Annotated in this window: 18 protein-coding genes and 1 riboswitch; of the genes, 11 read left to right on the plus strand and 7 right to left on the minus strand. The window is 72.6% G+C overall.

Annotation, left to right across the window (positions count from 1 at the left end):
* The 10 genes from mltG to Q7T67_RS02155 all read left to right on the plus strand — a co-directional run.
* The coding region (gene mltG, locus Q7T67_RS02110; RefSeq protein WP_304785679.1) for an endolytic transglycosylase MltG at window positions 1-1,220 on the plus strand (1,220 nt) is incomplete at its 5' end.
* A gap of 2 nt (window positions 1,221-1,222) precedes the next feature.
* Window positions 1,223-2,044: a shikimate dehydrogenase gene (locus Q7T67_RS02115; protein WP_304785680.1), complete on the plus strand. Its 822-nt coding sequence runs from the start codon at window positions 1,223-1,225 to the stop codon at window positions 2,042-2,044.
* 284 nt (window positions 2,045-2,328) lie between these two features.
* On the plus strand, window positions 2,329-4,113 hold the full coding sequence (locus Q7T67_RS02120; RefSeq protein WP_304785681.1) for a GspE/PulE family protein: 1,785 nt from the start codon (window positions 2,329-2,331) through the stop codon (window positions 4,111-4,113).
* Window positions 4,114-4,361: 248 nt separating this feature from the next.
* Window positions 4,362-5,495, plus strand: coding sequence for a type IV pilus twitching motility protein PilT (locus Q7T67_RS02125; RefSeq protein ID WP_304785682.1), 1,134 nt, complete (start codon window positions 4,362-4,364; stop codon window positions 5,493-5,495).
* Window positions 5,496-5,516: 21 nt separating this feature from the next.
* The gene (locus Q7T67_RS02130; protein WP_304785683.1) at window positions 5,517-6,725 is read left to right on the plus strand and encodes a type II secretion system F family protein; all 1,209 of its coding nucleotides are present in this window, start codon (window positions 5,517-5,519) and stop codon (window positions 6,723-6,725) included.
* 99 nt (window positions 6,726-6,824) lie between these two features.
* Entirely contained in the window at window positions 6,825-7,880 is a 1,056-nt protein-coding gene (locus Q7T67_RS02135; RefSeq protein ID WP_304785684.1) for an Atu2307/SP_0267 family LLM class monooxygenase, read from the plus strand.
* Between the two features lie 328 nt (window positions 7,881-8,208).
* On the plus strand, window positions 8,209-9,117 hold the full coding sequence (locus tag Q7T67_RS02140; protein ID WP_304785685.1) for an ABC transporter substrate-binding protein: 909 nt from the start codon (window positions 8,209-8,211) through the stop codon (window positions 9,115-9,117).
* Between the two features lie 3 nt (window positions 9,118-9,120).
* Entirely contained in the window at window positions 9,121-10,065 is a 945-nt protein-coding gene (locus Q7T67_RS02145) for an amino acid ABC transporter permease (protein WP_304785686.1), read from the plus strand.
* Window positions 10,062-10,871 carry an amino acid ABC transporter ATP-binding protein gene (locus tag Q7T67_RS02150; protein ID WP_304785687.1) on the plus strand — a complete coding sequence of 270 codons (810 nt, stop codon included), beginning with the start codon at window positions 10,062-10,064 and terminating at the stop codon, window positions 10,869-10,871. The genes Q7T67_RS02145 and Q7T67_RS02150 overlap by 4 nt, the downstream gene beginning before the upstream one ends.
* A 172-nt stretch (window positions 10,872-11,043) precedes the next feature.
* Window positions 11,044-12,246, plus strand: a complete 1,203-nt coding sequence (locus Q7T67_RS02155) for a hypothetical protein (protein WP_304785688.1) — start codon at window positions 11,044-11,046, stop codon at window positions 12,244-12,246.
* Between the two features lie 7 nt (window positions 12,247-12,253).
* On the opposite strand, the gene Q7T67_RS02160 is transcribed toward Q7T67_RS02155, so the two are convergent.
* The 3 genes from Q7T67_RS02160 to gluQRS form a co-directional block, all read right to left on the minus strand.
* Window positions 12,254-13,423 carry an HRDC domain-containing protein gene (locus Q7T67_RS02160; RefSeq protein ID WP_304785689.1) on the minus strand — a complete coding sequence of 390 codons (1,170 nt, stop codon included), beginning with the start codon at window positions 13,421-13,423 and terminating at the stop codon, window positions 12,254-12,256.
* 53 nt (window positions 13,424-13,476) lie between these two features.
* Window positions 13,477-13,932: a hypothetical protein gene (locus Q7T67_RS02165; RefSeq protein ID WP_304785690.1), complete on the minus strand. Its 456-nt coding sequence runs from the start codon at window positions 13,930-13,932 to the stop codon at window positions 13,477-13,479.
* Window positions 13,933-14,007: 75 nt separating this feature from the next.
* Complete coding sequence (gene gluQRS / locus Q7T67_RS02170) at window positions 14,008-14,937, minus strand: tRNA glutamyl-Q(34) synthetase GluQRS (protein WP_304785691.1); 930 nt, start codon at window positions 14,935-14,937, stop codon at window positions 14,008-14,010.
* Window positions 14,938-15,000: 63 nt separating this feature from the next.
* Between gluQRS and Q7T67_RS02175 the strand changes: the two genes are divergently transcribed.
* Window positions 15,001-15,492: a hypothetical protein gene (locus Q7T67_RS02175; protein ID WP_304785692.1), complete on the plus strand. Its 492-nt coding sequence runs from the start codon at window positions 15,001-15,003 to the stop codon at window positions 15,490-15,492.
* Window positions 15,493-15,572: 80 nt separating this feature from the next.
* On the opposite strand, the gene Q7T67_RS02180 is transcribed toward Q7T67_RS02175, so the two are convergent.
* From Q7T67_RS02180 to Q7T67_RS02195, 4 genes are all read right to left on the minus strand, one after another.
* Window positions 15,573-16,052: a hypothetical protein gene (locus tag Q7T67_RS02180; protein WP_304785693.1), complete on the minus strand. Its 480-nt coding sequence runs from the start codon at window positions 16,050-16,052 to the stop codon at window positions 15,573-15,575.
* A gap of 80 nt (window positions 16,053-16,132) precedes the next feature.
* Complete coding sequence (locus Q7T67_RS02185; protein WP_304785694.1) at window positions 16,133-18,235, minus strand: hypothetical protein; 2,103 nt, start codon at window positions 18,233-18,235, stop codon at window positions 16,133-16,135.
* Window positions 18,232-18,924, minus strand: coding sequence for a PilW family protein (locus Q7T67_RS02190; protein WP_304785695.1), 693 nt, complete (start codon window positions 18,922-18,924; stop codon window positions 18,232-18,234). The genes Q7T67_RS02185 and Q7T67_RS02190 overlap by 4 nt, the downstream gene beginning before the upstream one ends.
* Window positions 18,921-19,916 carry a prepilin-type N-terminal cleavage/methylation domain-containing protein gene (locus tag Q7T67_RS02195; RefSeq protein WP_304785696.1) on the minus strand — a complete coding sequence of 332 codons (996 nt, stop codon included), beginning with the start codon at window positions 19,914-19,916 and terminating at the stop codon, window positions 18,921-18,923. The genes Q7T67_RS02190 and Q7T67_RS02195 overlap by 4 nt, the downstream gene beginning before the upstream one ends.
* A 382-nt stretch (window positions 19,917-20,298) precedes the next feature.
* Window positions 20,299-20,377, plus strand: a riboswitch (cyclic di-GMP riboswitch).
* The last annotated feature ends 131 nt before the right edge of the window (window positions 20,378-20,508 follow it).

The raw sequence follows: 20,508 nt of genomic DNA on the forward strand, positions 1-20,508 counted from the left end.
GGGGCCGCGGCGCCCGCGGCGGGGGCCCCGGCCGTCCCGCCGACGACCGCCCGACCGGCGACGGCGACGACGAGTCCCTGGTCCCCCTGCGGCCCGCGGGCCCGGCGCGCCCGACCGGCACGGTGCCCGCGACCGTTCACACGCGCACCGCCCCGGCACGCCGAGGCGTGTCGCGGATCGCGGCCGTGCTCGTCCTGGTCCCGTTCGTCGTGCTGATCGCGGCGGCCGTCTTCCTCTTCCAGCCGTTCAAGGGCGAGGGGGAGGGCGAGGTCCGCGTGCGCATCCAGCCCGGCTCCTCGGTCGACGAGATCGGCAAGCTGCTGCAGGACCAGGGCGTCGTCAGCAACTCGCTGGCGTTCGCGATCCGCGCCCGGATCTCCGGCGACGGGGCGAACCTGAAGGCCGGGACCCTGCGACTGAAGAAGGGCATGTCCTACGGCGCCGCCCTGACCGCGCTGCAGCAGGACCCGCTGCCCCCGTCCGTCGTCCGCGTGGCGATCCCCGAGGGTCTCTCCCGCAGGGAGATCGCCTCGTCGATCCGTCGCGCCGGCGTCTCGGGCAGCTACCTGACGGCGAGCGCGAAGTCGTCGGGCTTCGACCCGCGCGACTTCGGTCAGCCGCGGGCCCGCAAGGGCCTCGAGGGCTTCCTCTTCCCGGCGACCTACGAGCTGCAGCGCGGCGGTGCGACGTCGAAGAACCTCGTGACGGAGCAGCTCAAGGCGTTCCGCACGAACTTCGCGAAGGTCTCGACGACCCGCGCCCGCCGCGAGGGACTGAGCCGCTACGACGTCCTGATCATCGCCTCGATGATCGAGCGCGAGGTGCGCATCCCGTCCGAGCGCCGCCTCGTCTCCGCGGTGATCTGGAACCGCCTGGACCAGGACATCGCCCTGGGCATCGACGCGACGACCCGCTACGCCGTGAGGAACTGGACGCGCCCGCTCCTGCAGAGCGAGATCGACCGCGACACGCCGTACGACACGCGCCGCCGGAAGGGTCTGCCGCCGACCCCGATCGGCTCCCCGGGTCTCGCCGCGATGCGCGCCGCCGCCAACCCTGCCCGCAGCTCGTTCCTCTACTACGTGGTCCGGCCCTGTGGCGACGGCCGACACAACTTCGCGACGACCAGCGCCGAGTTCGAGAAGGACCGCGCCGCCTACAACGCCGCGCAGCGCCGCGCCGGGGGCGATCCGTCGCCGTCGGACGCCAAGGGGTGCTGAGCGTGAGCGCGTCGGCCGTCGATCCCGCGCGCCGCTGGCGCCTGGGGGTCTTCGGCTGGCCCGTCGCCCACAGCCGCTCGCCCGCGATGCAGGGCGCCGCGCTGCGGTCCCTGGGGCTCGGGCACTGGAGCTACGGGGCGCTGCCCGTCCCGCCCGACCGTGCGGCGGCCGCCTTCGGAGCGCTGGCGCCGGCCGGGTTCGCGGGCGCCAACGTGACGATCCCGCACAAGCACGCCGCGCTCGCCGCGGCACACACCGCGACGGACGCGGCCCGCGAGATCGGCGCGGCGAACACGCTCACCGTGCTGGGGGACGGCACGCTGGAGGCCGACAACACCGACGCCCCCGGCCTGATCGACGCGCTCGGCACGTCGCCCGCGGGACGCACCGCCCTCGTCCTGGGCGCCGGCGGCAGCGCGCGGGCCTGCGCGTGGGCGTTGCGCGAGGCCGGCTGCTCGCGGGTGGCCGTCTGGAACCGCACGCGCGCCCGGGCAGACGAGCTGGCGCGCGACCTGGACGTCGAGGCAGTACCCGAGGCGTTCGACGCCGACGTCCTCGTCAACTGCACCTCCGTCGGCCTGCACGACCCCGCCGAGACGTTCGAGCTGCTGCCGCTCCGGCCCGAGGGACTGGCGTTGCACGACGTCGTGGTCGACCTCGTCTACCGGCCCGGCGGCACCCCGCTGCTGCACGCCGCGGCGACCGCCGGCACCACGACGGTCGACGGGCTGGCGATCCTGGTCGCCCAGGGCGCGCGCAGCCTCAAGCGGTGGACCGGCCGCCCCGCGCCCCGCGACGTGATGGACCGCGCGGTCCGGGAGTGAGCCCGTTCGGCCGACGGCCCGGACAGGACGACGAGGACGCCCGCAGGCGCTCCTCGTCCGACGCCGGACGGTCGGTCGGGGGACCGGGGTCCCCGCGAGCCCCGGTGGCGCCACCAGACGTCGAAGGTCCGTCCGATCCGTCGTTCGTCCACCAGACCCCCTCCCACGGCCCCGGAGCCGACGCCGCGGGCGTCCATCCCGACGACCCGGGGTACGGGCGCCGTCCACCGGAATCGCCGCAGACCTCGCGCTCCAGCAGGTTGTGGCCGATACTCGGGGAGACCGTGCTCGACCAGCCCGCCATCAGCAGCGAGGAAGGACCTGCTGCTGCGACCCCGCGGGGTCCGGCGGAGACCGAGCTGCTGCCGCTCGAGCGCGCCCTCTCGGCCCCGCGGCTGGAGCTCGCCGGTCTGCCGCTGACCGAGATCCTGATCGCCCGTGGGGCCGACCCCGGCCGGGTGCGCGAGGCCGTCGCCGCGGCCCAGGAGCGCGAGATCCCGCTCGACCGCGCCGTCGTCGAGCTGAACGTCGCCACCGGCGACGGGGTCGCCCGGGCCATGGCCGACCGCCACGGGCTCGACCACCTCGACCTCGCGCACACGCAGCCCGACCCGTCCGTCACCGGCATCCTCTCCGCCGACGACGCCCGCACCTATCAGGCCGTCCCGATCGCCCGGCTCGACGGCGAGCTCGTCGTCGCGATCGCCGACCCGAGCAACATGCTGATCGCCGAGGACCTGGCCATGTTGACCCGCGGCGCGGTCCGCCTGGCCGTCGCCGCCCGGGAGGACGTGCAGGTGCGCCTGGCCTCGCTGACGCACCTCGACGACGCCGTCAAGCGCGCGACCCCCGACGCGCCGGCCGAGGCGTTCTCGCAGGATGAGGCCATCGACGTCCGCTCCGGGTCCGAGGACGCGCCGGTGATCAACCTCGTCAACACGGTCCTCGCCCAGGCCATCGAGCGGCGTGCCTCCGACGTCCACTTCTCGCCGCTCGAGCACGGCATGCGGGTGCGCTTCCGCATCGACGGCGTGCTGACGGAGACCGCGACGGTCCCCAAGGCGCTGGTCGCCGGGCTCGTCAGCCGCCTGAAGGTCATGGCCGACCTCGACATCGCCGAGCGGCGCCGCTCGCAGGACGGTCGGGTCAGCATCACGATCGACGGCCGCGGCGTCGACCTCCGCGCCGTCACGCTCCCGTCGGTGCACGGCGAGGCCGTCGTCCTGCGCATCCTCGACCGCGCCGACGGGGTCATCACGCTGGACCGCCTGGGCATGGGGCTCGAGGACCGCACGCGCTTCGAGACCGCGTTCTCCAAGCCCTACGGCGCGATCCTCGCGACGGGACCGACCGGCTCGGGCAAGAGCACCTCGCTCTACGCCGCCCTGCAGCGCCTCAACACCGCCGACCGACACATCGTCACGATCGAGGACCCGGTCGAGCGGCAGCTCGACGGCGTCACCCAGGTCCAGGTCAACACCCGGGCGGGCGTCGGCTTCGCCAACGGCCTGCGCTCGATGATGCGTGCGGACCCCGACGTGATCATGGTCGGCGAGATCCGCGACGCCGAGACCGCGAAGATCGCCGTCGAGTCCGCGCTGACGGGCCACCTGGTCCTCTCGACCCTGCATACCAACGACGCGCCGACGGCCGTCACGCGCCTGCTGGAGATGGGCGTCGAGCCGTTCCTCGTCGCCTCCGCGATCGACTGCGTCGTCGCCCAGCGGCTCGCGCGGTCGCTCTGCGAGACCTGCAAGCGCCCCGTCCGGATGCCGGCCGAGCTCGTCCGCCAGCAGGGCTTCGAGATCGACGGGGACGTCGACGTCTTCGAGGCCGTCGGCTGCGGGCGCTGCGGCGACACCGGCTACCGCGGGCGCATCGGCCTCTACGAGGTCCTGATCGTCGACGAGCAGATGCGCAGCCTCATCGTCGAGCGCGCCCCGATCGACCAGATCACCGCGCTCGCCGTCCGCGGGGGCATGACGCGCCTGCGCCAGGACGGTCTGCGCAAGGTGATGAGCGGCAAGACCTCGTTCGCCGAGGTCACCCGCGTCACCGGCGACGCCTAGGGGAGGGGACCGGGGCCCACCCCGAGCGTCTCGGGTCATCGCCGCATCCTGCATCGGCGGGGCTCGGGGCACCCGGAGGGGCCGGGGCCCACCCCGAGCGTCTCGGGTCGGGGCCTCGTCCTGCATCGGCAGGGCTCGGGGCACCCGGAGGGCCGGGGATCGCCGCGCTGTCCACCCCGGTCCACCGTTCGTCCACGGGGTCCGGGCGGCCTCACTGGCGCGCCCCGGTCCGGTCGACGGGATGGGGGATGGCGATCCAATTCCACGATCTCGTCCAGGCGATGATCGCCCACGACGCGTCGGACCTCCACCTCACCGCGGAGAGCCCGCCGATGATCCGGGTGCGTGGATCCCTCGTGCCGGTCCCCGGCACCGAGCACCTCGACACCGTCGCCTGCCGCGAGCTCGTCTACGGTCTGCTGACGACCCCCCAGCGCCAGAAGCTGGAGACCGAGCGCCAGGTCGACTTCGCCTACCCGATCCCGGGCGTGGCCCGCTTCCGCGTCAACGCGTTCCAACAGCGCGGCGCCACCGGCGCCGCCCTGCGCCTGATCCCCGACCGCATCCGCACGCTCGAGGAGCTCGGCCTGCCCGAGGTCATCGGCGGCCTGACGGAGAAGCCGCGCGGCCTCGTCCTCGTCACCGGCCCGACCGGCTCGGGCAAGTCCACGACGCTCGCGGCGATGATCGACAAGATCAACCAGGAGCGCCACGACCACATCCTCACGATCGAGGACCCGATCGAGGTCCTGCACCCGCACAAGGGCTGCATCGTCAACCAGCGCGAGCTGGGCACCGACGCCACGAGCTTCGGCATGGCCCTGAAGGCCGCGCTGCGCCAGGACCCCGACGTGATCCTCGTCGGCGAGATGCGCGACATCGAGACGATGGGCACCGCCCTGACCGCCGCGGAGACCGGCCACCTCGTCTTCGCGACGCTGCACACGCAGGACGCCCCGCAGACCGTCGACCGCATCATCGACTCGTTCCCGGCCGGCCAGCAGAACCAGGTCCGCATGCAGCTGGCCTCGGCGCTGCAGGGCGTCCTCTGCCAGCAGATCCTCCCGACGGCCGACGGTGCCGGTCGCCTCTGCGCGATGGAGATCATGATCCCGACCGCGGCGATCCGGAACCTCATCCGCGAGGGCAAGACCCACCAGATCCGCTCGTCGATCCAGACCGGCCAGCGCTACGGGATGCAGACGCTCGAGGACGCGCTCGTCGGGTTCGTCCAGTCCGGCCGCCTGGACCGCTCCGTCGCCGAGCAGCGCGCCAACGAGGTCGGCGACCTGCGCCGCCTGCTCGACAACGCCGGCGAGGACGGCGTCCGGTCGATGTCGCCGGCCCTCGATCCCGCCAGGCGCGAGCTCACCGCGCTCTAGTCCCTCCGGAAGACCGCCCCCATGAGCACCTACTCCTACCTGGCCCTCGAGCCGACGGGCAGCCGCGCGAAGGGCGAGCTCGACGGCGACAACGCCGACGCCGTCTCGGACCTCCTGCGCCAGCGGGGCATGATCCCGCTCTCCGTCGACCTCAAGCGGGCGGCGTGGAACCTCGAGATCAAGATCTTCGAGCGCGTCAAGGCGCGCGACATGGTCGTCTTCTCGCGGCAGTTCTCGACGATGATCTCGTCGGGCATGACGGTGCTGCGGGCGCTCTCGGTCCTGGAGCTGCAGACCGAGAACGAGAAGTTCAAGGAGGTCCTGGCCCAGGTCCGGACCGACGTCGAGGGCGGCGCGTCGCTGTCCGAGGCGATGGAGCAGCACCCGCGCGTCTTCAACCGGCTGTTCGTCGCGCTCGTCCATGCCGGCGAGATCGGCGGCATCCTCGAGGACGCCCTCAAGCGCGCCGCCGACCAGCTCGAGAAGGACGACAAGCTGCGCCGCGCCGTCAAGAGCGCGATGGTCTACCCGGCGACGGTCATGTCGTTCGCCGCGCTCGTCGTGATCGCGCTGGTCGCGTTCCTCGTCCCGGTCTTCGCCGGCGTGCTCACGGAGTTCAACTCGGATCTCCCCGCCATCACGAAGATCACCGTCGCGATGAGCGACGCGGTCACCGGCTACTGGTGGGCCGGGATCATCGTGATCGCCGCGACGTTCTTCGCCGTGCGGGCCTACGTCCGGACGGAGCAGGGCCGTCGCAACAAGGACAAGCTCTTCCTCCGGCTGCCGGTCAAGATCGGCACGATCGTCCAGAAGGTCGCGATCGCCCGCTGGTCGCGCACCCTGGGCACGCTCGCCGCCGCCGGCGTCCCGCTCCTGCAGGCCATCGAGATCACCGGCCGCACCTCGGGCAACTCCGTCATCGAGGACGCCATGACGGACGTCTCCGACAGCATCCGCCGTGGCGGCACCCTCTCGGGCCCGCTGCGCGAGGCGCCGGTGTTCCCGCCGATGGTGTCCCACATGGTCGGCGTCGGCGAGGAGACCGGCAACCTCGACGAGATGCTCTCGAAGGTCGCCGACTTCTACGAGGACGAGGTCGACGCCGCCGTCAAGGCGCTGATGTCGATCCTCGAGCCGATCCTGATCGTCGTCATCGGCGCGGCCGTCGGCTTCATCGTCATCTCGATGTACCTGCCGCTCTTCGCGGTCTACGACTCGATCAAGTAGGCCGCATAAGCGGACCTCGGTCCGTATCGACCGGCGGTCTGTCATGATGGGCGCAGTCGCCGGGTCCTCCGCCCGGCCCACCGCCGTCAGGAGCACGTCATGGAACTCGGGATCGCCACCTTCGCCGACGTCGGCCGGGACCACTCCACCGGCCGGCTCGTCACCCCCGAGCAGCGCCTGTCGGACCTGCTGGAGGAGGCCGAGCTGGCCGAGCAGGTCGGCCTGGACGTCTTCGGTCTCGGCGAGCACCACCGCCCCGACTACGCGGCGTCCGCGCCGGCAGTCGCGCTCGCCGCCATCGCGGCGCGGACCTCGAGGATCCGGCTGACCAGCGCGGTCACGGTCCTCTCGTCCGACGACCCCGTCCGGGTCTTCCAGCAGTTCGCGACCCTCGACCTGCTCTCGCACGGCCGGGCGGAGATCATGGCCGGCCGCGGCAGCTTCACCGAGTCGTTCCCGCTCTTCGGGCAGGACCTCAAGGACTACGACGAGCTCTACGAGGAGAAGCTCGGTCTGCTGCTCGAGCTCCGCGCCAACGAGCGCGTCACGTGGTCGGGCGAGCACCGCGCGCCGCTGAACGACGCGGGGGTCTATCCGCGCCCGGTCCAGGACCCGCTGCCGATCTGGGTGGCCGTCGGCGGGACGCCGGAGTCCGTCGCCCGGGCCGGCCTGCTCGACCTGCCGCTGACCTTCGCGATCCTGTCGGGGCGGTTCGAGGGCTACGTGCCGCTCGTCGACCTCTACCGCCGGGCCCGCGAGCACGCCGGCCTGGACCCCGCCGGCGGCCGCATCGCGGTCAACACGCACACGTGGATCGCACCGGACTCCAAGCAGGCCGCCGACGAGTTCTGGCCCGCCTACAGCCCGATGATGAACCGCATCGGACGCGAGCGCGGGTGGCCGCCCATGACGCGCCAGGCGTTCGACCAGCAGCGCTCGGGCCTCAACGCCCTGGGCGTCGGGTCCACGGAGGAGCTGACGGCGAAGATCCTCCACGCCCACGAGCTCTTCGGCAACGACCGCTACATGGGGCAGTTCGCGCTCGGGGCGATGCCGCACCGGCAGGTCCTGAAGGCCATCGAGCTGTTCGGGACCGAGGTCGCGCCGGCCGTGCGGGCCGAGGTGGCCCGACGGACGACGCCCGCCACCGTCTGAGGTCGTCGGATCCGTTGATCGGCCGTCCCGGGGCGGGTGCACCGTACACCCGAAATCGTCGTCCGACCCAGGGGTTTTCCGCCCTTGGAGCGGACGTTCCGTCGGAGGTTTGCGCGCCACGCCAGACGGGGTGACCGTGCTGGCTGTAGCGGGGCCCCCGACGACCCGCAGGAGTGCTCCACGCGGCGAACGTGGGCGCTCCGATGGCGCCGAAATGGACGCCCGCTGGGCGTGTCGCTCACGTACGATCAGCCCATCGAGGGGTCGAATCCGTAGGGCGACAGGCCCGCGGAGTCCGTCCGACCCCCGTCGACATCAAGGAGATCCGGTGCGTACACCGACACTAGGGGCGCTCGCCGCCACCGCCGTCCTGGCCATCTCGGTCACGGGTTGTGGGAGCAGCGACGACGACGAGAGCACGGCGGGCGCGAGCACCGGCACGACGGCCGCCAAGACCACCAAGGTCAACGACGCCGCGGTCGCGCTGCTGCCGGCCGACGTCAAGTCCAAGGGCACGCTGACCGTCGCCGCCGACGCGTCGTACCCGCCGAACGAGTTCTTCGACAAGGACGGCAAGACGATCATCGGGCTCGATCCCGACCTGGCGCAGGCCCTGGGCACCGCCCTCGGCCTGAAGATGGAGGTCCAGAACGCCGGCTTCGACGGCATCATCGCCGGCCTGCAGTCCGGCAAGTACGACCTCGGCATGTCGTCGTTCACCGACAACAAGGAGCGCGAGGAGGTCGTCAACTTCGTCACGTACCTGTCGGCCGGCACGTCGTTCTTCGTCAACGCGCAGAAGGACACGCAGGTCACCGACCTCGCGTCGCTGTGCGGCAAGAAGGTCGCCGTCGAGAAGGGCACCGTCCAGCTCGACGACGCCACCGCCCAGGCGAAGAAGTGCGGCAGCAACAAGCTGACCGTGCTGCCGTACCCGGACCAGAACGGCGCCAACCAGGCGCTGGCCGCCGGTCGCGCGGACGTCTCGATGGCCGACTCCCCGGTCGCCGACTACCAGGTGAAGCTCTCCAACGGCGCCCTGAAGCTGGCCGGCACGCCCTACGGCACCGCGCCCTACGGCATCGCCATCCCGAAGAACCTGAAGATCGAGAAGGCGCTGCAGACGGCGCTGAAGGGTCTGATCGACGACGGCACGTACCAGTCGGTCCTGGACAAGTGGGGCCTCGAGAAGAGCGCGGCCATCGCGGATCCGGTCATCAACGGCGCGCAGGACTAACACGTGGCGCACGACACCGCGACGACCGCGGAGGACATCAAGGCCGTCCCCGTCCGACGATACGGACGGTGGGCGGTCGCGGTGGTCGTCTCGGTGTTCGTCGCCTCGCTGCTCTATTCCGCCGCGCGGAACGAGCGGTTCAAGTGGGACGTGGTCGGGGACTACCTGTTCTCCGGCCGCGTGATGGACGGGCTGTGGCTGACGCTGTGGCTCTCGACGGTCGCCGTCGTGATCGGCGTGATCCTCGGGACGCTGCTGGCCGTGATGCGGCTGTCGTCCAACCCGGTGCTGAGCACGATCTCGCTCGTCTACATCTGGTTCTTCCGCGGCACGCCGGTCCTCGTCCAGCTGATCGGCTGGGCGTTCATCGGCGCGCTGTACCCCCAGATCTCGTTCGGGGTGCCGTTCGGCGGCCCCGACCTGATCAGCGGGAGCGGCAACGACATCATCACCCCGATCACCGCGGCGATCCTGGGCCTCGGGCTCAACCTCGCCGCGTACCAGTCCGAGATCGTGCGGGCCGGCCTGCTCTCGGTCGACGAGGGACAGGTAGAGGCCGGCAAGGCGCTCGGGCTGACCGGATCGCAGACGATGCGGCGCATCGTGCTGCCGCAGGCGATGCGGGTCATCATCCCGCCGACGGGCAACCAGGCCATCGACATGCTCAAGACGAGCTCGCTGGTCTCGGTCATCGCGGTGTCGGACCTGCTCTACAGCGTGCAGCTGATCTACGGCCAGAACTACCAGCAGATCCCGCTGCTGGTGGTGGCGTGCATCTGGTACCTGTTCTTCACGACGCTCCTGTCGATCGGGCAGTACTACCTGGAGCGCCACTTCGCGAAGGGCAACGTCCGGACGCTGCCGCCCACGCCGCTGCAGCGGATCAGGGCGAGGACGTCGGGCATGCGGTTCGGAGCATCCGGCGGCGGGGGAGGGGCGGGCGCATGAGCACCACCGATCAGCGACACCAGGGCACCGGCGGCACGGCCGCCGAGGCCCCGATGGTCCTCGCCGAGGGCGTGCACAAGCGCTTCGGCCTCAACGAGGTGCTCAAGGGCATCGACATGACGGTGAACCGCGGCGAGGTCGTCTGCCTGCTGGGGCCCTCGGGCTCGGGCAAGTCGACGTTCCTGCGCTGCATCAACCACCTCGAGCCGATCAACCGCGGGCGGATCACCGTCGACGGCCAGATCGTCGGCTACCGCGAGAAGGAGGGGCGGCTGCACGAGCTGCCCGAGAAGGTCGCCGTGCAGCAGCGCGCCGACATCGGGATGGTCTTCCAGCGCTTCAACCTGTTCGCGCACAAGACCGCCCTGGACAACATCACCGAGGCACCGGTCCTGGTGCGCGGCATCGCGCGCAAGGACGCCGAGAAGCGCGCGCTCGAGCTGCTCGATCGCGTCGGCCTGGGCGACCGCGGCAAGGCGTACCCGTCGCAGCTCTCCGGCGGCCAGCAGCAGCGCGTGGCCATCGCCCGGGCGCTGGCGATGGATCCGAAGCTCATGCTGTTCGACGAGCCGACCTCGGCGCTGGATCCCGAGCTCGTCGGTGACGTCCTGGACGTCATGCGCGACCTGGCCAAGGCCGGCATGACGATGGTCGTCGTCACCCACGAGATCGGTTTCGCCCGCGAGGTCGGCGACCGCGTCGTGTTCATGGACGAGGGCGTCGTCGTGGAGTCGGGACCGCCGTCGCAGGTGCTGGACGCCCCGCAGGAGACGCGCACGAGGACGTTCCTCTCCAAGGTCCTCTAGGGGAGGAGGACCGGGCACCGACCCGAGCGTCGCGGGCCCGGCCGCACCGGCCGTCGGCGCGGCTCGGGCCACCCGGGAAGGATCGGGCGGCTCCCGCCGCCCGACCCTCTAGGCTGGATCCAGCGCTCGCGCTCGCGGGCACGTAGGTCGTCCGGTCCCTCCAGGAGGTCCCATGCGTCACGACCCGATCAACGCCGCCGGCGGCTCCTCGTCGCCGAGGGGCACCGCCAACCGGCGGCCGCGCCGTGCGGCGACGCGGCCCACCACGCCCGCCGACCTGGGCATCCCGGTCGCCGCGACGGAGGACCAGGGCGAGCTCCTGGCCGCCGAGGTGATGGACCCCGAGCGCACCGAGCCGATCGTCTGCCTGTCGACGCGCGCGGGGGAGGACCGCCCCGCGTTCGACCACCACCGCGTGCGCAAGGAGGTCGGGCGCGACGCGATCATCCGCGCCGTCCGCACCGGGCCCGCCAGCCGCTTCCTCTCGCAGCTCCTGCCGCAGCAGCTCGGCGTGTTCGGCGGCGCGGCCCGCATCTGGTGGCCCGGCGTCGACGACGACTCCGATCCCCGCGACCACCCGCTCGTGCTCGATCGCATGGGCAGGTACGGCCCGCGGGCGATCGAGGTCCTCGGCGAGCGCTTCGCCGAGGGGCCCCCGACCGGCCCGTCGAAGCGTCCGCCGGTGACGCCCAAGCACGGCGGCAAGCTCGTGGCACTGCCCGGCGGCGCCGAGCGTGCCGCCCGCACCGAGGCCGCTCCGCGCTCCGCACCCCCGACCCCCGACCGCGACCAGCAGCTGCTGCTCGGCGCACTGGACGCCGCGCGCGACGAGATCCGCGGGCTGCGCGAGAAGCTCGCCGAGGTGCGGCTCGACGCCATGACGCCGGGCGACCGCAACGCCGCGCTGCGCCGCCGTCGCGAGACGGAGGTCCCCGAGCAGACCCCCACCCGCGCCGCCCGCCCGGACCAGATCGCCCAGCTCGCGATCCCCGAGGCCGTCCACCGCGACCGGGTGCGCGCCCACCACCTCGAGATCGTGGCCGCCTGGCTGGCCCGCGACCACGACGCCGGCCGTCGCGCCCGCCCGCTGGGTCCGATCGCCCTGGGCGAGGGCTACCTCGACGCGATCGACGCCCACCGCGGCCGCGTCTCGCCCGCCGCCCTGGCGGCGGTCGCCGCGCGCATCGCGTCGGGCAAGCAGGGCGAGGCCGACGACCTCGACGTCGGTGCCTGGCTGACCGACGACGGCGACCAGGAGCTGCGTCCGGACGACGGCGCCCCCTGCTGGTCCTGTGCGATCCCCGGCGCCGAGGGCCTGCGCCTGCGCTGGTGGACCCGCGAGGACGGCGCGATGGAGCTGCGGGATCTGGCGTAGGTCCCGCTCAGCGCTCCGCGACGACCCTGCGGTCCGGTCCGACCCGCAGCGCCAGCTCACCGTTCAGGAGCGCGAAGATGTCCTTGCCGACGACGTCGCCGCGCCAGCCCTGCAGGGTGCGGACGTCGGGCAGGTCGGTGCCGTCCCGCCACGCGGCGATGACGCGCTGCAGGTCGGAGCGGTTGGCGAGCAGCTCGTAGGCGAGCTCCTCCTGGTTGGCGCGGGTGCGCACCAGGGTCTCGGTCAGGGCGACGAGCTCGGGGTCGACCGGGTCCTGCCGGGCGGGGCGCTCCCGCTCGACGGGGATCGGCTCGTAGTCGCGGCCCTCCGCGATCGCCTTCAGGAGCCGGTCGCCGCGGCGGTGCAGCGTCGCCTCGTTGACGCCGCGGATCTGCTGGAGACGCTCGCGGTCGCGGGGCCGGCGCTTGGCGAGCTCCACCAGCGTCTGGTCCTGCAGGACGGTCGACGGGGGACGGTCCGCCTGCGCGGCCTCGTGCTCACGCCACTCGAGCAGGCGGAACGCGACGGCCCGCTGGGCGGGGTCCAGACCGTCGACGCGGGGGAGGCGCGGGAAGAGCAGCTCCGGCTCGCGGCTGTCGTTGACCTCCTCGAGCGCGCGGCACTCTTCCAGCGCCCAGTCCAGGCGGCCCAGGTCGACCAGGCGGTTCTGGATCGCCACGGACAGCTGCAGGATGTGCTGGACGTCCTCGGCGGCGTAGCGCTTCTGCTCCTCCGACAGCGGCCGCTGCTCCCAGCGGGTGAAGCTCGCGGACTTCTCGAGCTTGACCTTCAGGACCTCGCGCAGCAGCGCGTCGTAGCCCATCTGCGAGCGCAGCCCGGCGAACCCGGCGGCCAGCTGCGTGTCGAACACGCCCCGGACCTCGGTGCTCCAGGAGCGCTTCAGCAGCGCGACGTCCTGCCGGCCGGCGTGGAAGACGATCTCGATCTTCGGGTCGGCCAGGACCTCGGCCAGCGGCGCGGGGTCGAACTCGTCGGCGATCGGGTCGAGCAGCTCGATCCGGATCCCGCCGCTGGGCGTGTCGACGGCGACCTGCGCCAGGCAGAGCAGCGGGCGGTACCGGCCCTCGCCGACGAACTCGGTGTCGATGCCGAGCCGCCCGTGCTCGCGGGCGGCCGCGGCGAGTTCGGAGACGACGGTGTCGGTGGAGCTCGGCACGGGTGGACGGAGCCTATCCAGGGGGGTGGCGGGCCGCCGCACGGCGCGGCGGCTCAGCGGCGCGGTGCGCGGCGACCGGTGCGCGGGCCCGTGCGGCGGTTGGCCGAGTGCGTGCGACCGTCGGCGCCGGTCGCCGTCCGCGCGGGTCGGCTGTGCGGGTCCACCCGGGGCGGCGGGACGTCGTCCGGCGGGGAGCCGGCAGCCGGCGTCCGCGGCTCGATGTCGCCTGCGCGCTCGGCCCGGTCGAGGACCTCCTCGGACGCCTCGTCGGGCCAGACCCCGTAGCGCTCCATGAAATGCCGGGCGCCCATCTCGTCGTCGCGGTCCTTCTCGCCCTTGATCCCCATCTGGTGGATGCGGTTGGAGACCACGACCCCGAGGCCGCCGCCGAGCATCAGCGCCGCGCCCTCCAGCCCCACGATGTCGGGGCTGATGACGAGCATCGCCGCACCGATGACGAAGATCAGCGCCGGGAGCCAGAAGCGGACGATCTTGACCGGCGCGAACACCCACCGAGTGTGCCACGCGCGGTACGGGGGCCGACGCGGGCGGGGTCGGGGCCGGCGGACCGGAGCCGCCCCAGGTCAGGCCAGCGGCCCCGTGACCGGGTCCCACCGCAGGGGCCCGGTGCCGCGCACGGCCGAGACGTCGAACCGGTCGACCAGCTCGGCCGGCGTCGGTCGCTCATCCGGTCCGCAGAGCCCGAGCGACGCCGCCATGCGGGACCGGACGTCGTCCGCGTCCTCGCCGAGGGCCAACCGGTCCTCCAGGGTCACGGCGCCGTCGCGCTTGGCCAGCCGGCGGCCATCGGGTCCCAGGACCAGCGGCACGTGCATGTAGGTGGGCGCCCGGTGCCCGAGCACGGTCGCCAGCCACGCCTGCCGGGGCGCGCTCGACGCGAGGTCGTCGCCGCGGACCACCTCGGTGACGTCCTGCCACGCGTCGTCGACGACGACGGCCAGGTTGTAGGCGTGCGTGCCGTCGCCGCGACGGACGACGAAGTCGTCGACGACCGCCGTGATCTCGCCCCGGACGGCGTCCACGGCGGTGGAGCGGACGGCACCGGCCCGCACCCGGAGCGCGGCGGGCCGTCCGCGCTCCTCGTGCGCGGCGCGGGCGGCGGCCCCGAGGTGCGCACAGGTGCCGGGGTAGGCGCCCTCGGGCGCGTCGCCGTGGGGGGCGCCGGCGGCCTCGCGGATCTCCGCCCGCGTGCACCAGCAGGGGTAGACGAGGTCCAGCTCGCGCAGCCGGTCGACGGCCGCGGCGTACGCGGGGTCGCGGTCGGACTGGCGGACGACGTCGCCGTCCCAGTCGATCCCCAGCGCGGCGAGGTCCTGCAGCTGTCGCTCCTCGTGCTCGGGCCGACTCCGTCCGCGGTCGAGGTCCTCGACGCGCATGACGAACCGTCCACCGGCGCTCCGGGCCCGCACCCAGGCGACGAGCGCGGTGCGGAGGTTGCCGAGGTGCAGCGGGCCGCTCGGGCTCGGTGCGAACCGGCCGTCGTGCGGGCCCATGGGGGCAGCCTAGCGGCGCGTCACGCCGCAGAGGCCTTCCGCGCGTGCGTATGCTCGGCCCCGATGGAGTCCAGCCAGTTCAGCAAGCGCGGGGCGAAGGCCCGCGGCCTCGACGAGGAGTCCGCGGCGGCTCCTGCGGTCGACGAGGCCCACCGCGAGTGCTGGGTCTGCCGGAGCACGGGCAAGCTGATCTCCGGCGCCGACGGCGAGCCGCACGAGGTCGTCTGCCCCTGGTGCGAGGGCACCAAGCTGACGATCCCGGCGCACGACGCCCAGGAGAACCCCTCCGAGACCCCGCGGGAGAAGACCCCCGAGGAGATGGAGGCGGCGAAGGAGCGCGCCAAGGCGATGCTCGCCAAGCGCGGCGCGGCGAAGAAGTCCGCCGACGGTGCGGCGAAGAAGCCCGCCGCCAAGCGCAAGCCTGCCGCGAAGAAGACCGGCGCGAAGAAGGCCCCGGCCAAGCGCGCCGCCGCGAAGAAGGACGCGCCGCCGGCGAACACGCCCATCCCGCGCCCGATGACGCGCAGGACGGTCAAGAGCACCGACGACGCGTAGGGGCCGGTGCGGCGGGAGCCGCGCCTGCGAGGGGAAGACGCAGGCCGCCGAGGCAGGCTCGACCATGTCCGGCGTCAGACTCAGGCCGCGGTGGCCGGCTCGGCGACGCCCGGCGTCTCCTGCTCGGGCTCGGCCTGCGGTGTCGTGCCGCCGCTCGAGCCACCCGGCCGCGCCTCCCGGACGACGAGTCGGCCGATGACCTTCCCGGAGTCCTGCAGCTTCAGGTCGTAGCGGCCGGGGGAGATCGCGGTGAAGAGGACCGGCGTCGCGATGCCGGCGGGGATCGTCGTGTCGAGCCCGAACGCGTCGAGCACCAGCGAGTCGACCGCGTCGAGCTTGACCGTCAGCTGCACGGTCTGCCCGACCTGCGCGACGACCGTCTTCGTGCTCGGCAGGTCGGCCTCGACCACCCGGCTGGGCACGGGCGGCGGAGCGACGACCGACTGCGTGGCCGACGCCTCGTCGCGGTTCCGCTGGTCGTTCTCCGAGGTGAACCCGGCGATGAGCGCGAGCACCGCCACCATGGCGGCGGCGACGATGACGAGGCGGAGCGGCTGCATCACGACCCATTGTGGCGGATGGGCGCTCGGGGCGGGGACGGTGGCCGCCGTCCCGGTCGGTCCGGGTCCGGACCCCGGGGCTAGAACCCGGCCTCGGGCGAGACGTTCTTGTAGCTCCCGACGACCGGGGATCCGCCCGAGGTCACGACGACCCCGGCGCGTGTCACGGCGGCGGTGTCGAGCGCGATCGCCTGGTAGCCGCTGAGCGATGAGGTGACCATGCCCAGGATGCCGGTCACGGGGTTCGGCGGAGTGCCGCCGGTGCTGTTCGTTAGCTGGCCGCCGGCGGGGATCCGCACGGTGGTCGTTTCGCTGCCCGTCGTGGTGGAACATCCGAGGAAGCACTTCGTCGAGGTGGTTTGCACCGTGATGGTGAGGTCACCGCCATCGGAGAGGAGCTTCGCGAGGCTCTCCGCGGACTGCGACTTGAGTGCGGCGACCAAGAGCTGGCAGCCCGTGGGCTTCTGATTGGTGATCAGCGAGCCATCGGGCAATGTGTAGACGACCGACTCGCCGATCCCGAGGATCCCGAGGAGGTTGCCGAGAAGACCGCCGAGTGAAGAGCCGACTGAACTGACGACTCCTGCGAGGCCAACGGGCGCCGAGCTACACGTGCTGCTGCTCGTGTCGCGCGTCGCGCCGAGGATGTCGAGCACCGACGGGGCGCCGCCGGACTGGCTGACGTACGGGGGGTAGATCCCCACCTGGCCACCGGCACCGTCGGCCCAGACCGCACCGGTTACGGTGCCGGGACCGTCGACGCGGACGATCTCGCGTCGGCCGTCGGCCTTGCCACCCGCTTCGCGCTCGGCCGGCGTGCACACGCCGTCGGCGCCGCACTCCTGCAGGTTGGCGCCGTAGACGACGCCCTTGAACCCGCCGGTCACGCGGATCGCACCACGTTCGACGATGACGATCGCGGCCGTGCCGGAGGTGAGGCTGCAGTACTGCTCGCCGTCCCCGACCTGCTTGATGTAGATGACGCGCGAGGTCGCCGGCACCGCCGTCGAGGTGATCTCGGGGGCCGTCCAGTCGACGCAGTTGGCGTTGGTCCCGGACGTCGACTTCGTCTTGTCGTTCCCGTAGCCGCCGACCGACGCGTAGTAGGTGCCGTTGCGCTTCGCGGCCTCGGCGTACGAGGCCAGGGCGTCGGGCGGGGCGACCGCCCAGGTCTCCAACGTCTGCTGCCCGCTGATGCCGAGCAGCGAGTTGACGGCGCCAAGACCTAGCTTCTCGACCGTCCCCTGGCCGTTCAACAGCCCGCCGAGCGTGGCGTTCAGGCAGAGGCTGTTGAGGTCGAGCGTCGACAGGTTCGTCAGGTCGAGGTCGTCGAGCAGGGCGCACCGCGAGCCGACGGGCCCGGAGATGAGCGGCTTCGTGCCGATGAGCTTATGGGTCAGCCCGCCGATCAACGAATCGGTGTTGAAGAGCGTGTGGGACAGGTTCGAGGTGAGCGCGGTCGACATGCCGCCGGAGGCGACGGCGAGCGGGTCGGGGACGAAGTTCGTGCCGACCTGGCGGACCTTGGACACGACGGCGCGCGAGCGCCGGATCCGCTGGCCGTTGGTCGTTGCGAGGCTCTGCACGTTGCCCTGTGCGCGGATCCACATCGACAGCTGCTGCGGTGGTGTGCCGACGGGCTGGGCGACCTGGGGTGCGGAGACCGTCTGGCCGCCGGAGACGAGCGTGCGACCGGGGATCGTCGCGCTCCAGCTCTCGGCCGTCTGGTCCCACGTGCCGGTGGTTGCGGCGTTGCCGCCGACCGGGCAGACCGTCGCCGTCCAGGTCGTGCGCCGGAGGTCGACGGGGTTGCCGTCGTCGGTCAGGTCGCTCGAGCTGCCGGCGAAGCGGTCGTGCACGGCCTGGACGATCTGCGCCTCCAGGGTCGTGCCCGCGTCCGTGTCCGCCAGGCGGTGCGAGAACGTCTGGCAGGCGCCGGTGTAGCGCCACGTTCCTGCGTCGGTGCGCGTGGCCATTACCGACGCGGTGACGGCCACGACGCCCTCCGAGAAGGTCTGGGCGGCGTCGTTGGCGCGCTTCTCGCGCGTCTCGGCGGTCTGGGTGTCGACCACGGCGAGCAGCGCGAAGCCGAGTCCGAGGGCGATGACCATGAGCGCGAGGACCGGGACGATGACCCAGCCGCGGTCGTCGCGTACGGTCTGCATGACGGTGGAGTGCTTCACGAGGGGCTCCCGTTCCTGACGCTTACGGCATTGCGGATGGTCGCTCGCGACTCGGTCGATCCGGCGGAGCCGGCGACGGAGAGGCGGATCCCCACGGTGGTCACCGTGTCAGCGGCGGGGGCGCACGCGGCTCCAGTCCCGACGACCTGACCCGCGACGCACGACCCGGAGCTGAAGTCGAACACCTGGGCGCGGTCGCTGACGAGCGTCCGGTCCAGCACTCGGCCCTGCGTCCAGCCGTTGCCGGCGGTCCCGCAGGTCGGCGGGGTGGCGAACGCTGCCGTCGCGCGCTGGCCGACGACCAGCGACCCCGAGCCGTCGGCGCAGTAGCGCGTCCACCCGGGGACCGTGGACGACCCGGACGGCACGGAGGTGGCGACGACGAGGTCGCCGGTGGCGGCGTTCGCGACGCGGATCGGCGTCGTGGGCTGGGCGGCGAGGCCCGCCTCGGCCGCCGTCGGAAGACGCCCGTCCCGGACGCTCCCGACGATGGTGCGCATGGTCGTGCGCGCCGCGTCCTGCGCCTTGGTGGCGTCGTCGACGCGCTTGGCACCCCGGGCGAAGACCTCGCTGCCCTGCAGGATCGCGAACAGCACGATCATGGCGACCAGCATCGTCACTAGGAGCTCGATGAGGCTGAAGCCGGAGTCCTCCGTCACCAGCGACCGCCGCTCGACGGACGCGCTCATCGGACCGGCCTCCGCACCAGGCTCGTGCGATCGATCTGGCGGGCGCGGCCCTTCCGGTCCGTCCAGCGGACGGAGACCGTCATCCGGGTGGCGGTCGCGACGCCCGCGAGCGGACCCCGGAAGTCGGGCTCCGTCAGGGCGGCGCAGTTGCCGACGCCGGCGTTGACGCGTGCGAGGCTTCCGAGTAGGCCGTTGGACCCGACGAGCGAGGCGAGCGGCGTGCCGAGCGCGCCGGCGGCGGCGAGGGAGCAGACCGCCGGGCTCAGCGCGTCGGTCACGTGCCCGAGATCCAGGCAGGTCTTCAGACCGAGGTAGCCGAGGAGCTGGAGCGAGACGCCCAGGGCGCTCGTGGCCGCGGAGCCGCCGACGCTCACGGGCGAGGTGGCGACGGTGCACCCGTTGCTGGTGGTCATCCCGCCGCCGCCGCCGCCTCCACCGCCCCCGCTGGACGCGATCGGCGAGCAGTCGTACGGCCCCTTGATCTGGACGCCGCTGATCTGGTCGGAGAGGGTGCAGGCGACGTAGGAGACGTCGTAGGTCGTCCCGGACCGGCGGAGGGACCACGACTGCGCGGCAGGTGCGACCACGGGGGTCGTGGGGGCAGTCGGGGTGGTCGGGCTGACGGCGGTGGTCGCGTCGCCCATCGCGGCACGCAGGCGATCCGCGGGGCCGACCGCCGTGCCGCCGACGTCGACGTCGGTCAGGTCGTTGCGCGTGTCGGTGTAGCGGCCGCCGGTCGATCGCTCGACGAGCTCCTGGGCGATCGCGTTGCCAACGTCGCTCTGGCGGGAGACGCTCGTAGCCTGCGCGCCGTTGTCGAGCAGGGCGAGCGTCGCGAACGCTCCGATGAGCAGCAGGGCCGACGCGACCAGGACCTCGATCAGCGTGAAGCCGCCGTCGCGGGCCGCCAGGCTTCGACCGCTTCGAGTGGGGGCGCTGACACCGTTCACACATATCCACTCGACCGTCTGCGTGCAGCTCTGGACGGCCATGGCCGAATATATGACCGAGCGGCAAGAACTGCAAGCGCACGCCCGCGGCTGCCGCCTTCGACGGCTCGCGTCCGGGGGTGCGCCGAGTCGACCCGGTCGACCCCGAGCCGCCCGGACGCCGGCCTCGCGCGCGTGAGGCTGGGCTGACGGGAGGTCCGGCTGGGCTGACGGAAGAGCGGCGCGCCGCTGGGCCAGTGACATCCGCTGGAGACTTGGGCCCCGCCCACCGTCGGGCACCGTGGCGCTCGTCACCGAGACCTGAATGTCCGGCACGCGGATCACGTTCTACCGAGCGTCGTGGACACGGCGTCGGACGAACGTCCAGAGGGGTCAAGGTGGATCTCGGGCGGCCCGATGTGTTGTGTGCAAGCAGCCAGCACCGAGGTGCCAAGGGCAAACCGTTCGTGAGGGCGGGACGCAAAGCCACGGGCCTCCGTTTGGGAGGTAGCCGGGTCGCCACCGGGGTGCGTGATTGACCCCGCGGCTAGGTCGCGGAGCTGGGTCTTGCGATGTCAATCACTGTCACTTCTCAGGAGAGAATCCACATGCTGCACAAGGCCATCAGCAACTTGAAGAACCAGGACGGCGAGGG

Origin of the sequence: Patulibacter sp. (assembly GCF_030655195.1) — a bacterium.
Taxonomy (GTDB): Bacteria; Actinomycetota; Thermoleophilia; order Solirubrobacterales; family Solirubrobacteraceae; genus Patulibacter.

Bases quoted from the DNA above. Each gene is read 5' to 3' on its own strand.
- Q7T67_RS02125 (WP_304785682.1), top strand. From the start codon at position 4,362: ATGGCGATCCAATTCCACGATCTCGTCCAGGCGATGATCGCCCACGAC.
- Q7T67_RS02130 (WP_304785683.1), top strand. From the start codon at position 5,517: ATGAGCACCTACTCCTACCTGGCCCTCGAGCCGACGGGCAGCCGCGCG.
- Q7T67_RS02135 (WP_304785684.1), top strand. From the start codon at position 6,825: ATGGAACTCGGGATCGCCACCTTCGCCGACGTCGGCCGGGACCACTCC.
- Q7T67_RS02150 (WP_304785687.1), top strand. From the start codon at position 10,062: ATGAGCACCACCGATCAGCGACACCAGGGCACCGGCGGCACGGCCGCC.
- Q7T67_RS02155 (WP_304785688.1), top strand. From the start codon at position 11,044: ATGCGTCACGACCCGATCAACGCCGCCGGCGGCTCCTCGTCGCCGAGG.
- gluQRS (WP_304785691.1), bottom strand. From the start codon at position 14,937: ATGGGCCCGCACGACGGCCGGTTCGCACCGAGCCCGAGCGGCCCGCTG.
- Q7T67_RS02175 (WP_304785692.1), top strand. From the start codon at position 15,001: ATGGAGTCCAGCCAGTTCAGCAAGCGCGGGGCGAAGGCCCGCGGCCTC.
- Q7T67_RS02180 (WP_304785693.1), bottom strand. From the start codon at position 16,052: ATGCAGCCGCTCCGCCTCGTCATCGTCGCCGCCGCCATGGTGGCGGTG.
- Q7T67_RS02190 (WP_304785695.1), bottom strand. From the start codon at position 18,924: ATGAGCGCGTCCGTCGAGCGGCGGTCGCTGGTGACGGAGGACTCCGGC.
- Q7T67_RS02195 (WP_304785696.1), bottom strand. From the start codon at position 19,916: ATGGCCGTCCAGAGCTGCACGCAGACGGTCGAGTGGATATGTGTGAAC.